The sequence below is a fragment of the Actinoplanes sp. OR16 genome (genome assembly GCF_004001265.1).
Lineage (GTDB): Bacteria > Actinomycetota > Actinomycetes > Mycobacteriales > Micromonosporaceae > Actinoplanes.
This window is the reverse complement of the sequence record NZ_AP019371.1, coordinates 5441010-5458308: the sequence shown is the minus strand read 5'-3', so window position 1 is coordinate 5458308 and position 17299 is coordinate 5441010. Positions and strand designations below refer to the sequence as shown.

The window sequence follows — 17299 nt, the reverse complement described above, 5'->3', positions numbered from 1 at the left end:
CGGCACCTCATCCGCAGCGGAGGGGTCGCGTGCCGTACACCGCCGGCGTCGGGTGTAATCACGGCATGTCGCATGGGCCTTCGCTGACCGATCTGATCGGCCGCTACCTGCCGCCGGCCACCGAGGCGTGCCCGACGTTCGCCGAGAACTCGCGGTTCGAGCCGATCATCGACGGGGTCACCTACTTCACCGAGCTCGCCGGGCACATGGAGGCGCTCGGGCCGGACGACGCCGTCTACATCGCCGGCTACCAGGCGGATCCTCAGCTCGACCTGACCGGGCGGGTCGCCGGCCAGGCCGGCTATCGGCCGTTCACCGACGTGCTCGCCGAGAAGGCAGCGGACGGCGCCGACGTACGGATCGTGCTCAGCGCGGCCGAATACCCGGGCGGCGGTCCGTGGCTGCCGTTCGGCCCATTCCTGGCGAACACCCTCGCCGCGCGGGTGATCCGGGCGTGGCGGCCGTCCACCCGCGACTCCGGTCCCCCGCTGCAGAATCGGGTGCTGCTGGACTGGTCCGGCCCCGTCATCGGGTCCAACCATCAAAAGCTCGTGGTGTTCCGTCACAACGGGGTGCTCACGGCGTACGTCGGCGGTCTTGATCTCTCGCCCTCCCGCTTCGATCATTCGCCGCACCGTCGTCTGCGGCTCGGTATGCACCGGTGGGGCTGGCATGACGCGGCCGCGCGCCTGCACGGACCGGCGGCGACGCGGGTGTGGGAGACGTTCCAGTTCCGCTGGCAGAACACCGCCGCGTTGCCGCCACGATTCCCGGTCAGGAGCCTGCTGTCCTCCGGGGAGAGGACCGCGCTCAACCCTGCGGATGCGCCGGGTGACCTGCCGCCGGCGCCGGCGCAGCCGGAGCACCCGGCGCAGGGGACCGCGGTGCAGGTGGTGCGCTCCTACCGGCCGTGGAGTCTGTACCGGCATCGCGGGTGGCGGCGGATGCGGCGGGCGAACGTGGTCCGGGCCGGCATCCAGGAGATCTACCACGCGATGGCCACCGCGATCGGCGCGGCCGAGCGGTACATCTACCTGGAGGACCAGTATTTCCACGAGGCGCCGGGCGGCGATCCCCGATTCCAGCTGTACGACGGGCTGCGGTCGGCGGCCCGCCGCGGGGTCAAGGTCATCCTGGTCGGTTCCGGCCGCAAGGACCCGGCCGACGGCGGCGACAGCACCGTACGCCCGGTGATCACGCACGACCTGCGCCGCCGGGTGCTGAACCGGCTGCCACCCACCGACCGCCGCAACGTGGTGATGTACCGCGTCGACAACCTGACCGTGCACACCAAGCTGATGCTGGTCGACGACGTATTCGCCAGCATCGGGTCGGCGAACTTCTTCAGCCGCTCGATGGTCGGCACCGACAGCGAGATCACCTCCACCCTGGTCACCACCGGCGATCTGGTCCGCGACCTGCGCGTCCGCTTGTGGGGCGAGCATTTGCGCACACCGCTCGACGACGAGGTCGTGCCGGCGCTGACCGACCTGGACACCGCCCTGGGCATCTGGCGTCGCGAGTGGCTGCCGGTCGGGCATCCACCGGAGACCTGGCGCCGGGCCGGGCTGCCGGCCGGTTTCGTCCCGGCCGAGTGGGCGCTGACCCCGGCCCGCTACTCCCCCGCCGTCCTGCGCCGGGAGCGGCGCCGCGGGAGTGCGCGATGACCCTGCCCACGCCCGTTCTTCAAGGCCGCCTGGTACGCCTGGAGCCCCTGACCCACGAGCACACCGCCGACCTCGCCACCGCCGCCGGCCACGACCGGGAGAGTTTCGGCTGGACCTGGGTTCCGGATCCCGATCAGGTCGGCGAGTACATCGACACACAGCAGAAGCGGGCCGCCGACGGTTTCCTCGCGCCCTACGCGCAGATCGAGATCAGAACCGGTCGCGCGGTCGGCGCGACCGCGTACTGGGATCCGCGCCGGCATCCGGGCACCGGCGAGCTCTACGCCATCGAGATCGGCTTCACCTGGCTGGCCGCCCGGGCGCAGGGCACCGGCATCAACACCGAGGCCAAGCTGCTGCTGTTCGCCAACGCCTTCGACAACTGGCACGTCGAACGGGTCGATCTCAAGACCGACGCCCGCAACGCCCGGTCCCGTGCGGCCATCGCGGCGACCGGCGCGACGTTCGAGGGTGTGCTGCGCCGCTGGTCACGGTCGTGGGTGCCGGGCGAGGAGGGGCTGCTGCGCGACTCCGCGTTGTACTCGGTCATCGCACCGGAGTGGCCCGCCGTCCGCGCGAACCTGCGGCGCCGGCTGTCCGGGCGATGACCCGTAGCGGTCACCAGCCCATCGTTCCCGGCCCGCCCTTGAACGGCCCGGTGATGTCCGGCGTGATCCAGCCGCCGTAGAAGTCGCCCTCCTGCGGCCGGACCCGTTCGTCACCGACCCGGCATTCGTCGACACGGCTGGGATAGAAGGCCACAAAACCCTTGATCTCCCGGTACGCCGGGACGGGCTCCTCATACGACCATCCGACCTGTGGCACGCGGGTCCCGCCGGCGACGAGATCCCAGTACCCCGCGACACCCTTGAACTCGCAGAACGACCGTCCCACGCCCGGCTCCAGCACGTCTGCGGCGATGTCGTCCCGGGGCACGTAGTAGACCGGCGGATGCGATGTCTCCAGCACCCGCAGGCAGCGCTCGCTGTCGACGATCGTCAGTCCCGCATGCACGATCGTCACCCGCTTCGCGACCCGCTCGACGCGGGGCGGACGCGGGTAGTCCCACACCGACTCCATCCGCCAAGTCTGCAGCATTACTCTCACAAAAACCGGTTAAGCCGACCGCATCCCGGAAACAATGCATGCATGTCGATGGATGAAGCGGAACTGATGAACTGTCCGGCCCGCATCACGCTCGACGCGGCGCAGCAGAAGTTCCTGGACGGCCTGCCCGCGCCCGCCCCCGCCGTGCAGTCGGAGCTGGGCTGCGAGCTGGAGCGAGGCCACGACGGGTCCCATGCCGCACTCGCGCAGCAGGTCGGCGACGTGATGTGGTGGGCGCAGTGGACCCTCAGCGCGTCCGAGATCAACCCGTACACCTGGTGCCCGGTTCGCCAGACTCCCCCGGAGACGGACCCCGACTGCACGCTCTTCGAGGGCCACCCGGGCAAGCACTCCTCGGACGAGCACTACTGGATCTGAACCGGTTCACGCACGCGCGTCGGCGCGGCGGGCCTGCCGCCTGGCCCGGGCCATCCGCACCAGGAAGACCGGCGTCGGCGGGATCCAGCCGAGCTGACGGGCCAGTCCCATGTCGTCCCGGTTGGCCCAGTGCTCGGCGACCCGGCCGCCCTCCATCCGGAACCAGTGAGTCTGCGTGATCGCGAACGTGCGGCCGGTCGGCGGGAAGGCCTGGGCCACCTCGCCGCGCTCGTCGTACGCCAGGAACGCGCCGACCTGACGCCCGGACATCGTGCAGTGCACGACGGTGAGCTCTCCCTCGGTGACCGCGTCGTGGACGTCGAACGCCAGGTCGGCGAAGGCGGACCGCAGCCACTGCGCGGTGGCCGCGAACGCGGCGGGCCCCCGCCCGCGGCAGGCCGGCGGTTCGTCTTTCGCCTCACGGTTGGTGGCCTGCGGATGGACCACGTGCTCCAGGTCGCCGAGGTCGCCGGAAGCCATGAGCCTCATGGAACGGATGCAGGTCTCCGCATCGACAGTGAGCATGATTCCTCCCGAGATATTGAGTACACTCGCAAAGTATTCAATGCCATGGAGTGGTAATCAATGTCTCGTCGTGTCTACGACAACACCCGCCGCGCCGAGCAGGCACGGCTCACCCGCCGCCGGATCCTGGACGCCGCCCGGGAGCTTCTCGTCGCACGCGGGCCCGCGGCGGTCACCATGCGGGTGGTGGCGGAGCGGGCTGACGTCTCGGTCGAGACGGTCCGCAAGGTGTTCGGCACCAAGGCGGCGCTGATCAAGGACGTCTACGACGTGACGCTCGCCGGCGACGACGAGCCGATCCCGATGATCGACCGCCCGGAGATCCGGGCCGTCTTCGCCGCGACCCGGCCCGAGGACAAGGTAGCCAGGTACGCGTCCGCCGCCCGCCGGATCGGCGAACGCGTGGGCCCGCTGCTCGCCACCCTGCTGGCCGGCGCCCGCGGCGGCGATCCCGATCTGATCCAGTTCCGGGAGACCATCAACCGGGAGCGGATGGCCGGGGCCGGCGGCATCGTGCGCCACCTCGCCGCCACCGGTGGCCTGCGCGCCGGCCTCGACCCCGGCCGGGCGGGCGACGTCGTCTGGACGCTCATCTCGCCCGAGGTCTTCGACCTGCTCGTGGGTGACCGGGGCTGGTCTCCCGACGAGTACGAACGATGGCTGGCACGCGCGCTCACCGACGCCCTCGTCACACCCTGAGTCGTGTCACAACCCGCGGTGCTGCCCGGTCGAACGTGGTGACAGGGCAATGACAACGAAGGGTTGTGGTTCGCATGAAGATCGCAGTGCTGGGCGGGACCGGCCTCATCGGCTCCCAGGTCGTCCGGCTGCTGACCGAGCACGGGCACGAGGCGGTGCCGCTGTCGCCGTCGAACGGTGTCGACCTGCTCACCGGTGCTGGGCTCGACGACGGCCTCAAGGGCGCCGACGTGGTGGTCAACCTGACCAACTCGCCCACCTTCGACGAGAAGTCGCCGGCCTTCTTCCGTACGACGATGGAGAACATGGTGGCCGCCGCCCAGCGCCAGGGCGTCGGGCACGCGGTGATCCTGTCGATCGTCGGGGTGGACCTGGTGCCCGGCCTGGACTACTACCGGGCCAAGGTGCTGCAGGAGGACATCCTCAAGGCGGGACCGGTGCCGTGGTCGATCGTGCGGGCCACGCAGTTCTTCGAGTTCGTGCCCGCGGTGCTGTCGTGGACCTCGGACGAGCACGCCGTACGCCTGCCCGCCACGCCGGTGCAGCCGCTCGCCTCCGCCGACATCGCCGCCGAGGTGGCGAAGGTCAGCGTCGGCGCGCCGCTCAACGGCTACCGCGACGTCGCCGGCCCGGAGGTGTTCACGCTCGACGAGCTCGGCCGGATCGCGCTCGCGGCGAAGGGAGACGACCGCCCGGTCGTGCTGGACCCGGCGGCGGGCATGTTCGCCGCGGTGCCGGGCGACGCGCTGATCGCCAAGGGCGACGCCCACCTGGCCACGACCACTTTCCGGGAGTGGCTCGCCCAGTAGGCGGGCATCACCGGCGGTGCCAGCCGTTCAGCTTCGCCGGGTTCAGCACGATCCACAGTGTCGACAGCGGTGCCGCGCCGCACCGGGCGGCGACCACGGCCACGGCCGTGCCGTCGGTGCGGCGCAGCACCAGCCCGGGCAGCCCGTTCACGCTCTCCACGCTCAGATCGGTTCCGGGCCGGCCCAGCACCCCGATCAGCAGCAGCGCCACGTCACCGCTGCCGCACACCGGATCCGCTGCGGCCGGCACCAGCCCGCCTCCGTCGCAGACGGCCACCACGTCGGCGGCCAGCAACGGCTCGACCGCGCCGAGGTCACCGGCAGCGCACGCGTCGGCCAGACGGCGCATCGACTCCATCAGGCACCCAGCTCACGCCGGACGGCGGAACGCCGCGATCTTGTCCGGATTCATCAGCCACAGCAGGTGATCGATGCCGTCCGCGGACGCGGTGAGCGTCAGCATCGCCTTGATGCCACCGGCGTGCTCCAGCACCGCGGCGGGCCGGCCGTTGACGGTGACGAACCGGGCCTCGACACCCTCCCACCAGAACGAGGAGAACGCCGCGATGAACCTCGCGACCGGGGCCGCGCCTTCGACGACCCGGCGGGCCGCGTGCTTGGCGCCGTTGCCGTCGGTGATGCTCGCGACGCCGGCCGCGAACAGTCTCTCCAGGCCCGCGAGATCACCGGCGCGGGCGGCCGTGATGAACGTACTGAGCAGCTCGCGTTGCGCCCCGACGTCCACGGGCGCCTTGCGCTCGCTGGTCACATGCTTGCGGGCCCGGCTCACCAGTTGGCGCACGGCCGGTTCGCTGGTTTGCAGGATCAGGGCGATCTGGGCGTACGGATAATCGAACGCCTCCCGCAGAACATAGGCCGCCCGCTCGGTCGGCGTCAGTTTCTCCAGCAGGATCAGCACAGCGAACTCGAGAGCGTCACCGGTCTCCGCCCCCAGGTAGGGGTCGGCCGACGTGTCGACCGGCTCGGGCAGCCACGGCCCGATGTAGGTCTCCCGGCGTACCCGCGCCGACTGAAGTTGATTGATCGCCAGCCGGGTCGTGGTCGTGGCCAGGAACGCCGCCGGATTCCGCACCGTGCCGCGATCGTAGTTCTGCCAGCGCAACCACACGTCCTGCACCAGATCCTCGGCTTCGGCGGCACTGCCGAGCATCCGGTAGGCGATCCCGAACAGGCGCGGCCGCACCTGCATGAACACGCTCGCGGCCTCGTCCAGCTCCATGGTCGCCCCCTCCGTCGCCATCGTCGCCAGGCAGGACAGGTGGCAGCCGCCCTTTGTGACATCACCGCCGGTGACCTGCGCCACATCATCCGGCGAGGTCGAGCGAGGAGTCCCCGACCGGCATCGTCAGCCGGACGGTGCTCACCGGCGCTGGCCTAGTCTCGGGGGGTGACTCACGTGTCTGATCGCCGTCTCCGCTCGGCTCGTGCGGTCTACCCCGGCACCTTCGACCCCTTCACGCCGGGGCACTTCGACGTCGTCGACCGGGCGCGTCGTGTGTTCGACCACGTCACCGTGGTGGTCGCCGTCAATGGTGAGAAGCGGCCGTCTCAGGCGGCCGCCGGGCGGGCCGCGGAGATCCGGCGGCTGCTGCCGGCGCACTGGGAGAACGTCACGGTCGCTGACTGGCGCGGGCTGACCGTGGACTACTGCCGGGAGCACGGATGCGGCGTGATCGTCCGCGGGGTCAGGAACGCGGCCGACTACCAGCGGGAGTACGAACTCGCCGCCATGAACGAGGCGCTCGGCGTCGCGACGCTGTTCGTTGCGGCACGGCCGGAGCTGGCGGCGATGTCGTCCACCGCGGTACGGGCACGGAAAACGCCGGGTTAGGTTCAGGTCCGGGGTCCAGGCGCCGATGGTGCGGGTCATGTCTTGTACGCGATGCGGATCGGCCGTTCAGAACACCGGTCACTGCGGCGTCTGCGGTCAGCAGGCGTACGGCCCGCCGCAGCACGGGTTGGCCACGCCACCGCCCTACATGGTCGTGCCGCAGCCCGGATATGTGGTGGCCGGCACCGGTAGAGCGTTCAGCGTCGCGGCGTTCGTGTTCTCGGCGGTGGCGTTGTTCATCGTGCCGATCCTGTTCGGGGCGGTCGCTGCGATCCTCGCCGGTGTGGCGAAGAAACGCGGCGAGCAATGGGCCGGCGTCGCGCTGCGGGTCGCCGTCGCCGCCGCCGGGTTCGGGATGGTCGTCGGCGCCATAGTCCGGATGTCCGCCTAGTGGACGGCTACAGCCAATCGTGCTCGCGGGCGTAACGGGCTGCCTCGTGCCTGGTCTGGGTCTGGGTCTTCTGCATGGCGTTGGACAGGTAGTTGCGGACGGTTCCCTGCGCCAGATGCAGGCGGGCGGCGATGTCGGCCACCGAATAGCCTTCGCCGGTGACCCGCAGGACGTCGAGTTCGCGGTCGGTCAGCGGGCAGTCGTCGATGACGGCGAGCGCTGACACGTCCGGGTCGATCCAGCGTTTGCCGTCGCGCAGTTTCGCGACGACGGCGGCGATGTGCGACGGCTCGGCTGATTTGGTGACGAAGCCCTGCACGCCCAGTTTCAGTGCCTTTCGCAGAACACCGGGACGGGCGTGCCGGGTCAGCATGAGAATCACCTGCGACGGCCGTTCGCGCCGGATCGAAGCGACCGCCTCCAGCCCGTCGACGCCCGGCATCTCCAGGTCGATGACCAGCACATCCGGTTGATGAGCGAGGGTCGCCGCAACGGCCGAGGAGCCGTCCTGCGCCTCGGCCAGAACGGTGATGTCCCCTTCCAGCGGCAGCAGTGCGGCGAGCGCTTTGCGCAGCAGTGCTTCATCGTCGGCGAGCACCACGGTCGTCATCGGAACCACGCCGCCGTCGTGAACGACCCGCCCTCGGCCGCGACCGTCAATTCCCCGCCGTCGTCGGCCACCCGCCGGCGCAGCGCCGACAAACCGCGCAGCTCCGGCACGGAATCGCCGCTGAAACCGTCGTTGACGATCACGATGCCGTCGCCGCCCAGGGTGATGTGCACGAACGTCGCCGACGCGTGCCGCAGGATGTTCGTGGTCGTCTCGCGCAGGACCTGGCCGAGCAGTTCCCCTGCCGGCGGATCGGATTCACGGCTGATCCGTACCCGGATGCCGGCCGCCTCGAACAGGTTCTTCGCGTTCTCCAGTTCGGCGTTGAGATTCAGCCGCCGTTGTGCGTACGCCAGTTCCTTGGTCTGCGTGATCGTGTCGCTGACCAGGGAGTGGATCTCGCGCAGTTCCTCCTCGGCCCGTTCCGGATCGGTGCGGACCAGTTTCCCGGCGAGCGTCGTCTTCAACTTCACCACGTGCAGCGTGTGTCCCTGGATGTCGTGCAGGTCGCCGGCGAACCGGACCCGCTCGCGGATGACCGCCAATTCGGCGTCCCGGGCACGGGATTCCTCGAGTTCCCGGACGATGCGGTAGAACCGTTCCCCGGCGATGGAGAACAGCACCGCGATGACGGTGAGAACCACCGGCACCAGCACATAGGTGATCAGGCTGACGTCCGGTTCGATCAGCAGCCGCAGCAGCCCGACGCCGGCCAGATAGACGACCAGGACAAGGGTGGAGACAAGCCGGCGGCGAGGCATTCGCGGAATGGCGAACGAACCCACGGTGCACAACCCCCAATATCCGTTCGGACTGTCCGTGACCAGCACCGACAACGGCCACACCACGGCCGCCACGATCAGGCAGGGAACGAGGACGCTCCCGAGGTCGTTCGCGGTCCACCGTTCGAACGCCACCAGCGCGGCGATCACCCCGGCGGCCAGAACGGCTATCTGCCACCAGGTGTCCGTATCGACGACCGACAACGCCACCGCCGCGGCCAGCAGCGGTGGCGCGGCGGTCACCAGATTGAGCCGGCGCAGGCGGCCCTGGGTGGACGTCACCTCTTCAGTATCGAGGCGGATCAGGGCGGCCGGCAGTGACACCACGTCACATGTCGCGGTGACACGGCGACACTGATCGGCGGGCGCCGAAAAGGGTTCTCTGAATGGCATGACCACCACGCCAGTCATCGAGGTCGACGGCCTCAACGTCCGATACGGCGACTTCCACGCGGTCAAGGACCTGTCATTCCAGGTGCGCCGCGGCGAACTCTACGCACTGCTCGGCACGAACGGCGCCGGAAAGACGTCGGCACTGGAGACGATCGAGGGCCACCGCCGACCGGATTCGGGCACGGTTCGCGTTCTCGGCGGGCGCCCCGGCGAGCGGAGCTCCGTCCGTACGAAAATGGGAATAATGCTGCAAGAAAGCGGCTTCTCCCCGGACTTGACCGCCCGGGAATCGGTCCTGCTGATCGGCCGCCTCACCCGGCGCGCGGACGACGCCGATCGCGTCCTCGACATCGTCGGCCTCACCGGGAAATCGGGCACGAGAGTCGCGCAGCTCTCCGGCGGCGAAAAGCGCAGACTCGATTTCGCGACGGCCATCTTCGGTACGCCGGAACTCCTGTTCCTGGACGAGCCGACCACCGGTCTCGACATCCAGTCGCGCGATGCCCTGTGGCAGGCCGTCGACCGGATTCGCGAGAACGGCGCGACGGTCGTGCTGACCACGCACTACCTGGAGGAGGCGCAGCAGCGCGCCGATCGGATCGGCCTGATGCACCGGGGCGTCCTCCGGCGCGAGGGCACGGTGGCCGAACTGACCCGCACCCTGCCCGCCGTCATCCGGTTCACGCCACCGCCCGCGAACCTGCCGCTGGACGCGATCCGGCAGGCCGACGGCTCGGTGATCGTCGAGACGTTCCACCTGCACAAGGACCTCTACCTGCTGCTCGGCTGGGCCGAGGAGCACGGCTTCGAACTGACCGACCTGTCCGCCGGCCCGACCCGGCTCGACGACGTCTTCCGCGCGATCGACAAGGGGTGACCCGTGCTTCCCATCGCTGTCTCCGAGCTGGCTCAGCTCTTCCGGAACCGCCTGCTGCTCGTCACCAGCCTGATCATGCCGGCCGTGGTGAGCGCCTTCTTCATCTACCGCCATGAGGTGTTCGCGCAGCTCGGCAGCCTGGGCTACATCGCCGCGGTGGTGATGTTCACGGTCGGCGCGTTCGGCCTCTACACCACGGCGGTGACCACGCTCGCCGCCCGCCGGCAGAACCTGTTCCTGAAGCGGCTGCGGTCGACCGCCGCCTCGGACAGCGGCATCCTCGCCGGCCTGCTGCTGCCGGTCACCGTCCTCGCGGTGGCCCAGGTGACGGTGGTCCTGACCGCCCTGGCCGCGGTCGCCGGCCGCCCGTCGAACGTGTTCCTGCTGGTCGCGGCGGTGCTCGCCACCGTGGCGATGATGGTCGGCCTCGGCCTGGCGACGGCCGGGCTGACCGACTCCCCGGAACACGCCCAGGTCACGACGCTGCCGGTCAGCCTCGGCGTGATCGCCGTGGCCAGCTGGGTCGGCATCACCGGCACCGAGGAGCTGACCCTGCTCAAGCGTCTGCTGCCGGGCGGCTCAGCGACCGAACTGGTGATGAACGCCTGGAACGGCGGCGTGGCCGTCAGCGAATCCCTGCTGCTGCTGGCGCCCACACTGAGCTGGGTCGTCGTGGCCGTCGCCCTGGCGAACCGGATGTTCCGCTGGGAGCCGCGCCGTTAGGTTGATCCGATGCGGATCCGCGAAGCGCATGCTGACGACCTGCCGTTCCTGGAGCGGATCCTGCTGGACGCCTACAACTGGTCGGAGCCACGCTTCACGCTCGACCGGCTCCGCACCGACGCGATGGCGCGGCGCTACCTCGACGGTTTCCCGGCAGCGGGAGATCTGGGAGTGATCGCGCTGATCGGCGACGAGCCGGTCGGTGCGGTGTGGGGCCGCGCCCTGCCGGCCGACCGCGCCGGGTACGGGTTCGTGGCGGCGGACGTTCCCGAACTGACCGTCGGCGTCCTGCCCGAGGCCCGCCGGCGTGGCGTCGCGTCACGCCTGATGACCGCGGTCGTCGACATCGCGAAGCGCCGCGGCGTCCCGGGCCTGAGCCTCAGCGTCGAGGACGGCAACACCGCACGACGCTTGTACGAGAGCTTCGGCTTCGAGGCGGCGGGGCGCAGCGGAGGGTCGGACACCATGCTGCTCACCCTGTCCCTGCCCCTGGCCGGCGGTCTCGTCAGTGACGTCGTACGGGTCGGCGAGACCGTCCGCAAGTCGCCGCCGCGCGACCCGGAATTCGTCCGCGCTCTGCTCCGCCACTTCGAGCGGCACGACTGGCCCGGCGCGCCACGGTTCCTCGGCACCGACGACCGGGGACGCGAGATGCTCGGGTTCATCGACGGCGACGTGCCGTGGCAGCCGGGCCACGAGCCGCCGTCGATCCGGTCGGACGAGAGCCTCGCCGCTGTGGCCCGGATGGTTCGCCGGTTCCACGACCTGACCGCCGGGACGGATCTCGCCGGCGGTCAGGAGGTCGTGTGCCACAACGATCTGTCGCCGAAGAACACCGTCTACCGGGATCTTCCGGTGGCCTTCATCGACTGGGACCTCGCCGCGCCCGGCGCGCGGATCCACGACGTCGCCCACGTCTGCTGGCAGTACGTCGGGCTCGGCCCCGGTGTGCGGGACGCCGCGGAGGCGGCGCGGCTGGTCCGGGTCATCGCCGACGCCTACGGTCTCGTGAACCGGTCCGCCCTCGTCGACACGATCCTGTGGTGGCAGGACCGATGCCGGCGTGGCATCGAAGCCGGGGCCGGCGACCCGGCGACGGCCCGGCTCCGCGAATCGGGAGCTGCCGAGGCGGTGCAGGCGGCCTACGACTGGACCCTGGCACACCAGGACCTGCTGCGCCGAGCGGTCAGCTGACCGGGCCGAGGACCTCGTGGGCGATCACGGATGCCGAGATCGCTGCCGGGAAGCCGCCGTAGAAGGCGGTGTGCGTGATCAGCGCCGAGATCTCCGGCAGCGTCAGGCCGTTGCCGACCGCGCGGCGTAACTGGGCTCGCAGCTCGTCGGGGCGGTAGAGCGCCACTATCGCCGCGAGCGTCGCGATGCTGCGGTCCCGCGGGCTGAGCCGGGTGTCGTCCCACACCCGCTCCGAGTAGAGCGGGTCCTCGATCAGCGCGGTCAGCTCCGGTGTGAAGTGAGCCGCCGCGGCGCGCGGCGACGCGATGTGCTCGGTGCTCATGCCGCGGTCGCCGCACGGACGATGCTGGCGGCGAAACGCGGGGTCTCGCGCTTGTTGTGCGCGCCCGACGCCTCCTGCCGGGCCGCCGCGGCCTGCTCGAACGTGCCGCCGTGCTCCTCGGTGAACTTGATCATTTCCTCGGTCGGGCGCGAGGTCACCGTGTTCGTGTAGCGCAGCCGGTCGCCGTCGATCTGCTCCATCCTCAGCTCCCAGATCACCTGGACGTTGGTCCAGCCGTTCGGGGTCAGCACGTCGGAGATCGACACCATCTTGCAGTAGTGCGGGCCGGCGACCTCGTACCGGTAGTGCTGAATGACCAGACCGGAACCGATCATCTCAACGTTGATCGACATCGGGGTGCCGTCGTCGTCGACGGTGTAGCCGGCCGCCTTGTGGTCGCCGGGCGCACACCGCTGGTACTCCTTGTCGGGCAGCGTCTTCAGCCAGGTCTCGATGTCGACGGCGTCGAAGGGGGCGCTCACCTCGACCTCTTCGACGGAGTGGGACAGGACCAGGTCATCGCGGACGGTCACGGACATCTCGATCTCCTTCAGCTCGTGTCGGAATCGACGATGCCCGCCCGGCACGCTCACTCGTCCGTCAAACGACTGCTCCGTGCTCGCCACCACCGCGTGAGTAGGTCGACGGATGCCACCAGCGGCCTCATCGTCCCCGTCGTCGATCACGCGACCACACGAGGAAAGGCCGGAGGGATGCTCCGGCCTTTCTCGATGCGAAGGTGTGGCGGTGATCAGCCCTGGCGGCCGTTCCACCGCGGGTTCTTCTTGTTCACGACTATCTGGCGGCCGCGGCGCCGGGTGACGACGCTGCCCGGCTTGCTCTTCAGCGAACGCAAGGAATTGCGGACCTTCATGGTGTCTACCTCTTTCCGCACCGGCGTTGGCTTCCGCCGCGCGCACCGAGGAGAACACCACCGGCCGCCTGGCTATTTCTCGCCACCCGCTGATCATGCCGCTCGACCACATCGGACATCATCGAGGCGTGGGCGACCTTCTGATCAACCTTTTGGCGAGCATCATCGCCGGTACGGCCGTCTGGCTCTCGGGCTTCCTGATCCGCCGGCGCAAGTTGAGCCGGGAACGCGCCTTCTTCGGGCTCACCGCCGGTGCGAGCTGCCTGCTCGTGGTCTCCCGGCACGCGTCGTCGCCGCGCGAGTTCAGCGTCCACCGCCGTGACGTGGCCGCGCTGGTGGAGCTGGCCACCATCGCCCGGGAGTGCGGGGCGCACGCCGACCGGGTCGGGGAGAACCAGCCGACCGGGGAGATCGGACGGCTGACCGAATTCTGTGTCGGCGGTCCCGGCGGCGCCAGCCCGCGCAGCGCCACGCACGTGCGCACGATCCTGCGCGGCGTCACCTACGCGGTCTTCGACGAGGAGGTACGCCGGATGTCGTTCACCGTCGGCGGCGTCGAGTACGTCCTCAGCCAGGAGACCAGTCATGTCCTGCTCGCCCGGTTCTGGGGTCCGGCCGGCGGCCATCCGGTGTTCTTCATCGGCGGCCTGACCGCGGGCAGCAACCTCGCCGGCGCCCGCTACCTGGCCGCGCATCACGCCGAGCTCAGCCGCACGTACGGCGCGGACCGTCCGTTCGCGCTGGTGCTGCGGATCGTCGAGCCCACCGCGTACGGCACCGACTTCACCGAACTGGTCGCCGACGTGTCCGATGTGGCGTTCCAGCCGCTCCCGCAGCAGGTGGACTGAGCAGGGCCTGCCGCCGCTCGTCGGCACACATCCGTCGGTCACCGACGTGCTGGTCGAAGCCGTCGCCGACGACGAGTTCGGGCAGCTGATCCGGGCCACCGTCGAGGTCCGTCCCGGATCGTCACCGGCGAAATGACGCGGTGAGTCAGAGTCCGGCATCGCGCTGATACCACCAGCGGCCGGCCCCGTACTCGGACCACCACTGCGCGGGAAGGGTCCGGCGCAGGTATTCGGCGTCGAGCGGTTCCAGCAGGCGTTCCAGCTCCCGGCGCGGGACCGGCGGCAGCCTCAGCAGGATCTCGTGCAGGTCGTTGCGGGCGTCACCGGCGTCGTAGACGTCGGGCCCGCCGCGAATGATCCGGCCCGGCCGCTTCAGGAACAGGCGGTAGGCGTCCAGCGAATCAGCTGTCGCGTTCGGCCAGAAATACCAGTCCTCGGCGCTGCGGACGGCGGCGTGGGCCCGCGCCGACAGGCCGTCGATGTGCCGCTGCTCCGGAGCCGGCTTGCGGACAGGACGGCGCAGCGAGTGCGGGTGGTTACGCGGCATGGGCTTTCACGGTCGGCATCCTGCCACGGCGTGGCGCGGCGGGCGCGGTCATTTCGGCTGGTGGCCCCTGCGGAGCTGCGGTGTCACGGGAGCAGCCTAGGGTTCGGTCGATGGCCCGGCGAGGCGATCCACGAGCTCCTCCGCCGGATGGAACAGGTCCGGGTTGCCCTGCTGGGCCTGCACGGATCGGCGCAGCAGCGCACGCCGGGCATCGGCGTCGGCGGCGCGGCCGACCATCGCCAGGTGGACGGCGGCCGACGCCTCGACGATCCGATGTGCGGCCAGGTGGTCGGCGGCCTCGCAGGCCAGCACGCTCGCACCGGACGGGTCGCCGGCGACCAGGCTGGTCCACGCCAGGTTGAGGACGGCGAATCCCTCCAGCCGGGCCTGCCGGTACAGCGCGGCGCCCTGCCGGACGTCACGGAACGTCCGGGCTGCCTCGTCGACCGCCCCCTCGGTCAGCAGGACGAGCCCGCGCACGCTCTGCAGGTAGCCGACCAACGCCTGCTGGGGTGAGTCGGCGAAGTTCGCCACGCCTCGCTCCACCTCGCGCAGTGCCGTCGCGTGGTCGCCGGTGACCAGGGCGATCAGCGCCCGCAGGTCGGACAGCCAGGCCCGCCAATGGGAGGGATCGCCCGGCCGCAGAATCGCTTCGAAGCGGGTCGCCGCCCTCGCAGCGGCCGCGGGATCGGGGAGGTAACACTCCACGATGCCCAAGGCGAACAAGGAACGCAGTACGACGGCACGGCCCGATCCGTCGGCCGGGCTCAGAGCACTGGCGCGCAGGAGTGGTTCCCGCGCCGCCGCCGGGTCGCCCGTGTAGCGCAAGGCGTCACCGAGCCACATGTGGAGGCGCGCCGTGGCGAAGGCGTCGCCGGACTGCCGGGCCGCGACCAGGCCGGCCCGGAACGCCACGGCAGCCTCCTCGGACGACCCGCTGGCCAGCTCGGCCAGCCCGCGACTCAGCTCGTACGCCGACCTCGTCTCCGGCGTGTCGACGAGATCCCGGACCCGCGCCAGGTCCGACTCCATCTCGTCGGTCTCGCCGTGCTCGGCGAGGAACTCCGCGATCTCGGCGATCACCAGGACGGCGGTCCGCACATCGCCGGCCCGCAGCCGGTGCCGGATCTCCCGGCGCTGGGCGGCCACGTCGGTGCTGGTCCGCCAGCTCGACGCCTCGGTCCGCCGGGTGGCCAGCCAATCGGCCAGCCGGAGGTCCAGTACCCTCTGCTGCTCCGGGTCGTCGAGCAGGCTCCGGCGAACGTAGTCGGAGTCGATCGGATGAAGCCGGGCTCGCCCGCTGAGGCGCTCGAAACCGAGCATGCCACGGCTGATGAGCCGATCCACGCAGCGCGTGACGGCAGCGGGGGCGGCGTCGGGATACAGCAGGCCCGGTATCGCGTCGACCGGGAGCGGCGTGTCGGCCAGGGCGAACAGCCGCAGCACGGCACGCCCGACCCGGTCCAAGGTCTCGAACCCCTCGGACACCAGGCATCCGAGCAACATGTCGGGCGCGTTCGCGGCGTCGAACAAGCGCTGCAGGGTGGCGGTCTTGCGCTCGGCCAGCAACGTGACGAGCAGTTCGAGCCCGCGCGGTATCCCGTGGACCTCCCGCACCGCACGGCGCAGGTCGGCCACCGGGACGGCACACAGGCCCGCTTCGCCGTCCGCGTCGAAATGCCGCAGCAGCGCCAGCGCGTCGTCGACCTCGAGCCCCGCGTCGATGTCGATGCGGGTGATGTGGACGCCCACCGTCGGCGGCAGGCCCAGCGGACGCTGCGAGGTGGTGATCACCAATGGCGGGTTGCGGCAGCTGCACACGGAGGTGAAAAACGAGACCAGGTCGGCGCTCGCCAGGCGCCCGGTGTCCGGATCTTGAAGATCGTCGAGGTTGTCCAGGACGAGGACCGGCTTCCGCCGGGCCAGGGCGAGGAAGAGATCGGACAGTACGCCGACGCCGCCGTTGGCCCACTGTTCCTCGAGCTGCACCCGCTGCCCCGGCGGCAGCAGGCGCGCCAGCGCGTGGAAGATCCGGGCGGTGTCCACCGCGCCGACCCCGGTGCGGGTGCTCAGGTACACCAGTCCGTCCACGAACGCGTCGGCGGCCTCGTCCGGCTCCTCGAACTCGGCCAGGACCTTCGCCACCAGTCCGCTCTTGCCGATGCCACGCCGCCCGGTCACCGAGACGATCCGGGTCGGTCGGCTCAGCACGTGGCCGCGCAGCCGATCACAGAATTCGACGCGGTCCCGGAAGACGTCCACCGCGGCCGACACACGCTCACCGACGACGCGGGCGGCCGGCCCGTCGCCGAACGGGTCGGCGACCCGGAGGTGATCCGGCTCGTCGCGGGTCTGCCACGCCTGCAGCATGCCGACCAGGACGAGAGCCGAGGCGAAGAGCCCGACGACCGGCCACGCCCAGCCCTGGTACTTCTGCAGCTGATCCGGCAGGCTGCCGCCGGTCGCCACGTTGATCGCCACGCCGGTCACCACGGTGAGCAGACCCGTGAGCGCGGCCAGCGAAATGTTCGGGATCGACGGCCGGCGCACCTTGGCATGCGGAACGTGCGACGAGGAGCAGGGGAGATTGCGCCGACCCAGCAAATCAGGCTCCACTCACGCGGACGACGTCCACGGTACCGAGACCGGCGCGCCCCACCGTGTCACCTAACCGACATACCGCGCGGTTATCCGACAGCCG

23 protein-coding genes are annotated in these 17299 nt (G+C 70.4%); 12 read left to right on the top strand and 11 right to left on the bottom strand.

The features are described from left to right. Positions 1–65 precede the first annotated feature (65 nt). Both EP757_RS24875 and EP757_RS24870 read left to right on the top strand, forming a co-directional pair. Entirely contained in the window at positions 66–1667 is a 1602-nt protein-coding gene (locus tag EP757_RS24875) for a phosphatidylserine/phosphatidylglycerophosphate/cardiolipin synthase family protein (protein ID WP_127549875.1), read from the top strand. Continuing rightward, positions 1664–2275: a GNAT family N-acetyltransferase gene (locus EP757_RS24870; RefSeq protein WP_127549873.1), complete on the top strand. Its 612-nt coding sequence runs from the start codon at positions 1664–1666 to the stop codon at positions 2273–2275. Before EP757_RS24875 ends, EP757_RS24870 begins: the two co-directional genes overlap by 4 nt. 10 nt (positions 2276–2285) lie before the next feature. On the opposite strand, the gene EP757_RS24865 is transcribed toward EP757_RS24870, so the two are convergent. After that, positions 2286–2747, bottom strand: coding sequence for a DUF427 domain-containing protein (locus EP757_RS24865; RefSeq protein WP_127549871.1), 462 nt, complete (start codon positions 2745–2747; stop codon positions 2286–2288). Between the two features lie 69 nt (positions 2748–2816). On the opposite strand from EP757_RS24865, the gene EP757_RS24860 reads away from it, so the two are divergent. After that, positions 2817–3152, top strand: a complete 336-nt coding sequence (locus EP757_RS24860; RefSeq protein WP_127549869.1) for a hypothetical protein — start codon at positions 2817–2819, stop codon at positions 3150–3152. 6 nt (positions 3153–3158) lie between these two features. Here EP757_RS24860 and EP757_RS24855 read toward each other — a convergent pair whose 3' ends face one another. Continuing rightward, complete coding sequence (locus EP757_RS24855; protein WP_127549866.1) at positions 3159–3677, bottom strand: ester cyclase; 519 nt, start codon at positions 3675–3677, stop codon at positions 3159–3161. A gap of 60 nt (positions 3678–3737) precedes the next feature. On the opposite strand from EP757_RS24855, the gene EP757_RS24850 reads away from it, so the two are divergent. Both EP757_RS24850 and EP757_RS24845 read left to right on the top strand, forming a co-directional pair. Next, positions 3738–4376, top strand: coding sequence for a TetR/AcrR family transcriptional regulator (locus EP757_RS24850; protein WP_127549864.1), 639 nt, complete (start codon positions 3738–3740; stop codon positions 4374–4376). A gap of 74 nt (positions 4377–4450) precedes the next feature. Next, positions 4451–5185, top strand: coding sequence for an SDR family oxidoreductase (locus EP757_RS24845; RefSeq protein WP_127549862.1), 735 nt, complete (start codon positions 4451–4453; stop codon positions 5183–5185). 7 nt (positions 5186–5192) lie between these two features. Here the strand turns inward: EP757_RS24845 and EP757_RS24840 are convergent, their stop codons facing one another. Both EP757_RS24840 and EP757_RS24835 read right to left on the bottom strand, forming a co-directional pair. After that, complete coding sequence (locus EP757_RS24840; protein ID WP_232049983.1) at positions 5193–5534, bottom strand: siderophore-interacting protein; 342 nt, start codon at positions 5532–5534, stop codon at positions 5193–5195. A gap of 21 nt (positions 5535–5555) precedes the next feature. Next, positions 5556–6425, bottom strand: coding sequence for an RNA polymerase sigma-70 factor (locus tag EP757_RS24835; RefSeq protein ID WP_127549858.1), 870 nt, complete (start codon positions 6423–6425; stop codon positions 5556–5558). 177 nt (positions 6426–6602) lie between these two features. Between EP757_RS24835 and coaD the strand changes: the two genes are divergently transcribed. Both coaD and EP757_RS24825 read left to right on the top strand, forming a co-directional pair. After that, complete coding sequence (gene coaD, locus EP757_RS24830; protein ID WP_127549856.1) at positions 6603–7037, top strand: pantetheine-phosphate adenylyltransferase; 435 nt, start codon at positions 6603–6605, stop codon at positions 7035–7037. A gap of 37 nt (positions 7038–7074) precedes the next feature. Then, positions 7075–7428: a hypothetical protein gene (locus EP757_RS24825; protein WP_127549854.1), complete on the top strand. Its 354-nt coding sequence runs from the start codon at positions 7075–7077 to the stop codon at positions 7426–7428. A gap of 7 nt (positions 7429–7435) precedes the next feature. Here EP757_RS24825 and EP757_RS24820 read toward each other — a convergent pair whose 3' ends face one another. After that, the gene (locus EP757_RS24820) at positions 7436–8038 is read right to left on the bottom strand and encodes a DNA-binding response regulator (RefSeq protein WP_127549852.1); all 603 of its coding nucleotides are present in this window, start codon (positions 8036–8038) and stop codon (positions 7436–7438) included. Continuing rightward, complete coding sequence (locus EP757_RS24815) at positions 8035–9102, bottom strand: sensor histidine kinase (RefSeq protein WP_197725370.1); 1068 nt, start codon at positions 9100–9102, stop codon at positions 8035–8037. The genes EP757_RS24820 and EP757_RS24815 overlap by 4 nt, the downstream gene beginning before the upstream one ends. A 109-nt stretch (positions 9103–9211) precedes the next feature. Here EP757_RS24815 and EP757_RS24810 point away from each other — a divergent pair, with 109 nt between their 5' ends. Genes EP757_RS24810 through EP757_RS24800 form a run of 3 tightly spaced genes read left to right on the top strand, consistent with a single transcriptional unit; the run spans position 9212 to position 12007 of the window. Beyond that, positions 9212–10090 (top strand): ABC transporter ATP-binding protein, encoded by an 879-nt coding sequence (locus EP757_RS24810; protein ID WP_127549849.1) that lies wholly within the window; start codon positions 9212–9214, stop codon positions 10088–10090. Between the two features lie 3 nt (positions 10091–10093). Further along, the gene (locus EP757_RS24805; protein ID WP_127549847.1) at positions 10094–10813 is read left to right on the top strand and encodes an ABC transporter permease; all 720 of its coding nucleotides are present in this window, start codon (positions 10094–10096) and stop codon (positions 10811–10813) included. Between the two features lie 9 nt (positions 10814–10822). Then, entirely contained in the window at positions 10823–12007 is a 1185-nt protein-coding gene (locus EP757_RS24800) for a GNAT family N-acetyltransferase (RefSeq protein WP_127549845.1), read from the top strand. Here EP757_RS24800 and EP757_RS24795 read toward each other — a convergent pair. From EP757_RS24795 to EP757_RS24785, 3 genes are all read right to left on the bottom strand, one after another. Then, positions 12000–12329, bottom strand: a complete 330-nt coding sequence (locus tag EP757_RS24795; RefSeq protein ID WP_127549843.1) for a carboxymuconolactone decarboxylase family protein — start codon at positions 12327–12329, stop codon at positions 12000–12002. The two genes, EP757_RS24800 and EP757_RS24795, sit on opposite strands and share 8 nt — an antisense overlap. Beyond that, positions 12326–12868: a hypothetical protein gene (locus tag EP757_RS24790; RefSeq protein WP_127549841.1), complete on the bottom strand. Its 543-nt coding sequence runs from the start codon at positions 12866–12868 to the stop codon at positions 12326–12328. Before EP757_RS24790 ends, EP757_RS24795 begins: the two co-directional genes overlap by 4 nt. Before the next feature lie 212 nt (positions 12869–13080). Continuing rightward, on the bottom strand, positions 13081–13203 hold the full coding sequence (locus EP757_RS24785; RefSeq protein ID WP_127549839.1) for a ribosomal protein bL36: 123 nt from the start codon (positions 13201–13203) through the stop codon (positions 13081–13083). Positions 13204–13331: 128 nt separating this feature from the next. Between EP757_RS24785 and EP757_RS24780 the strand changes: the two genes are divergently transcribed. Continuing rightward, positions 13332–14051: a hypothetical protein gene (locus tag EP757_RS24780; protein WP_127549837.1), complete on the top strand. Its 720-nt coding sequence runs from the start codon at positions 13332–13334 to the stop codon at positions 14049–14051. Then, positions 14014–14187 carry a hypothetical protein gene (locus EP757_RS42905; protein WP_160165877.1) on the top strand — a complete coding sequence of 58 codons (174 nt, stop codon included), beginning with the start codon at positions 14014–14016 and terminating at the stop codon, positions 14185–14187. The genes EP757_RS24780 and EP757_RS42905 overlap by 38 nt, the downstream gene beginning before the upstream one ends. Before the next feature lie 9 nt (positions 14188–14196). On the opposite strand, the gene EP757_RS24775 is transcribed toward EP757_RS42905, so the two are convergent. Beyond that, positions 14197–14598, bottom strand: coding sequence for a hypothetical protein (locus tag EP757_RS24775; protein ID WP_127549835.1), 402 nt, complete (start codon positions 14596–14598; stop codon positions 14197–14199). 96 nt (positions 14599–14694) lie between these two features. Further along, a complete protein-coding gene (locus EP757_RS24770) occupies positions 14695–17148 on the bottom strand; it encodes a hypothetical protein (RefSeq protein WP_127549833.1) in 2454 nt (817 codons plus the stop codon). Positions 17149–17299 lie beyond the last annotated feature (151 nt).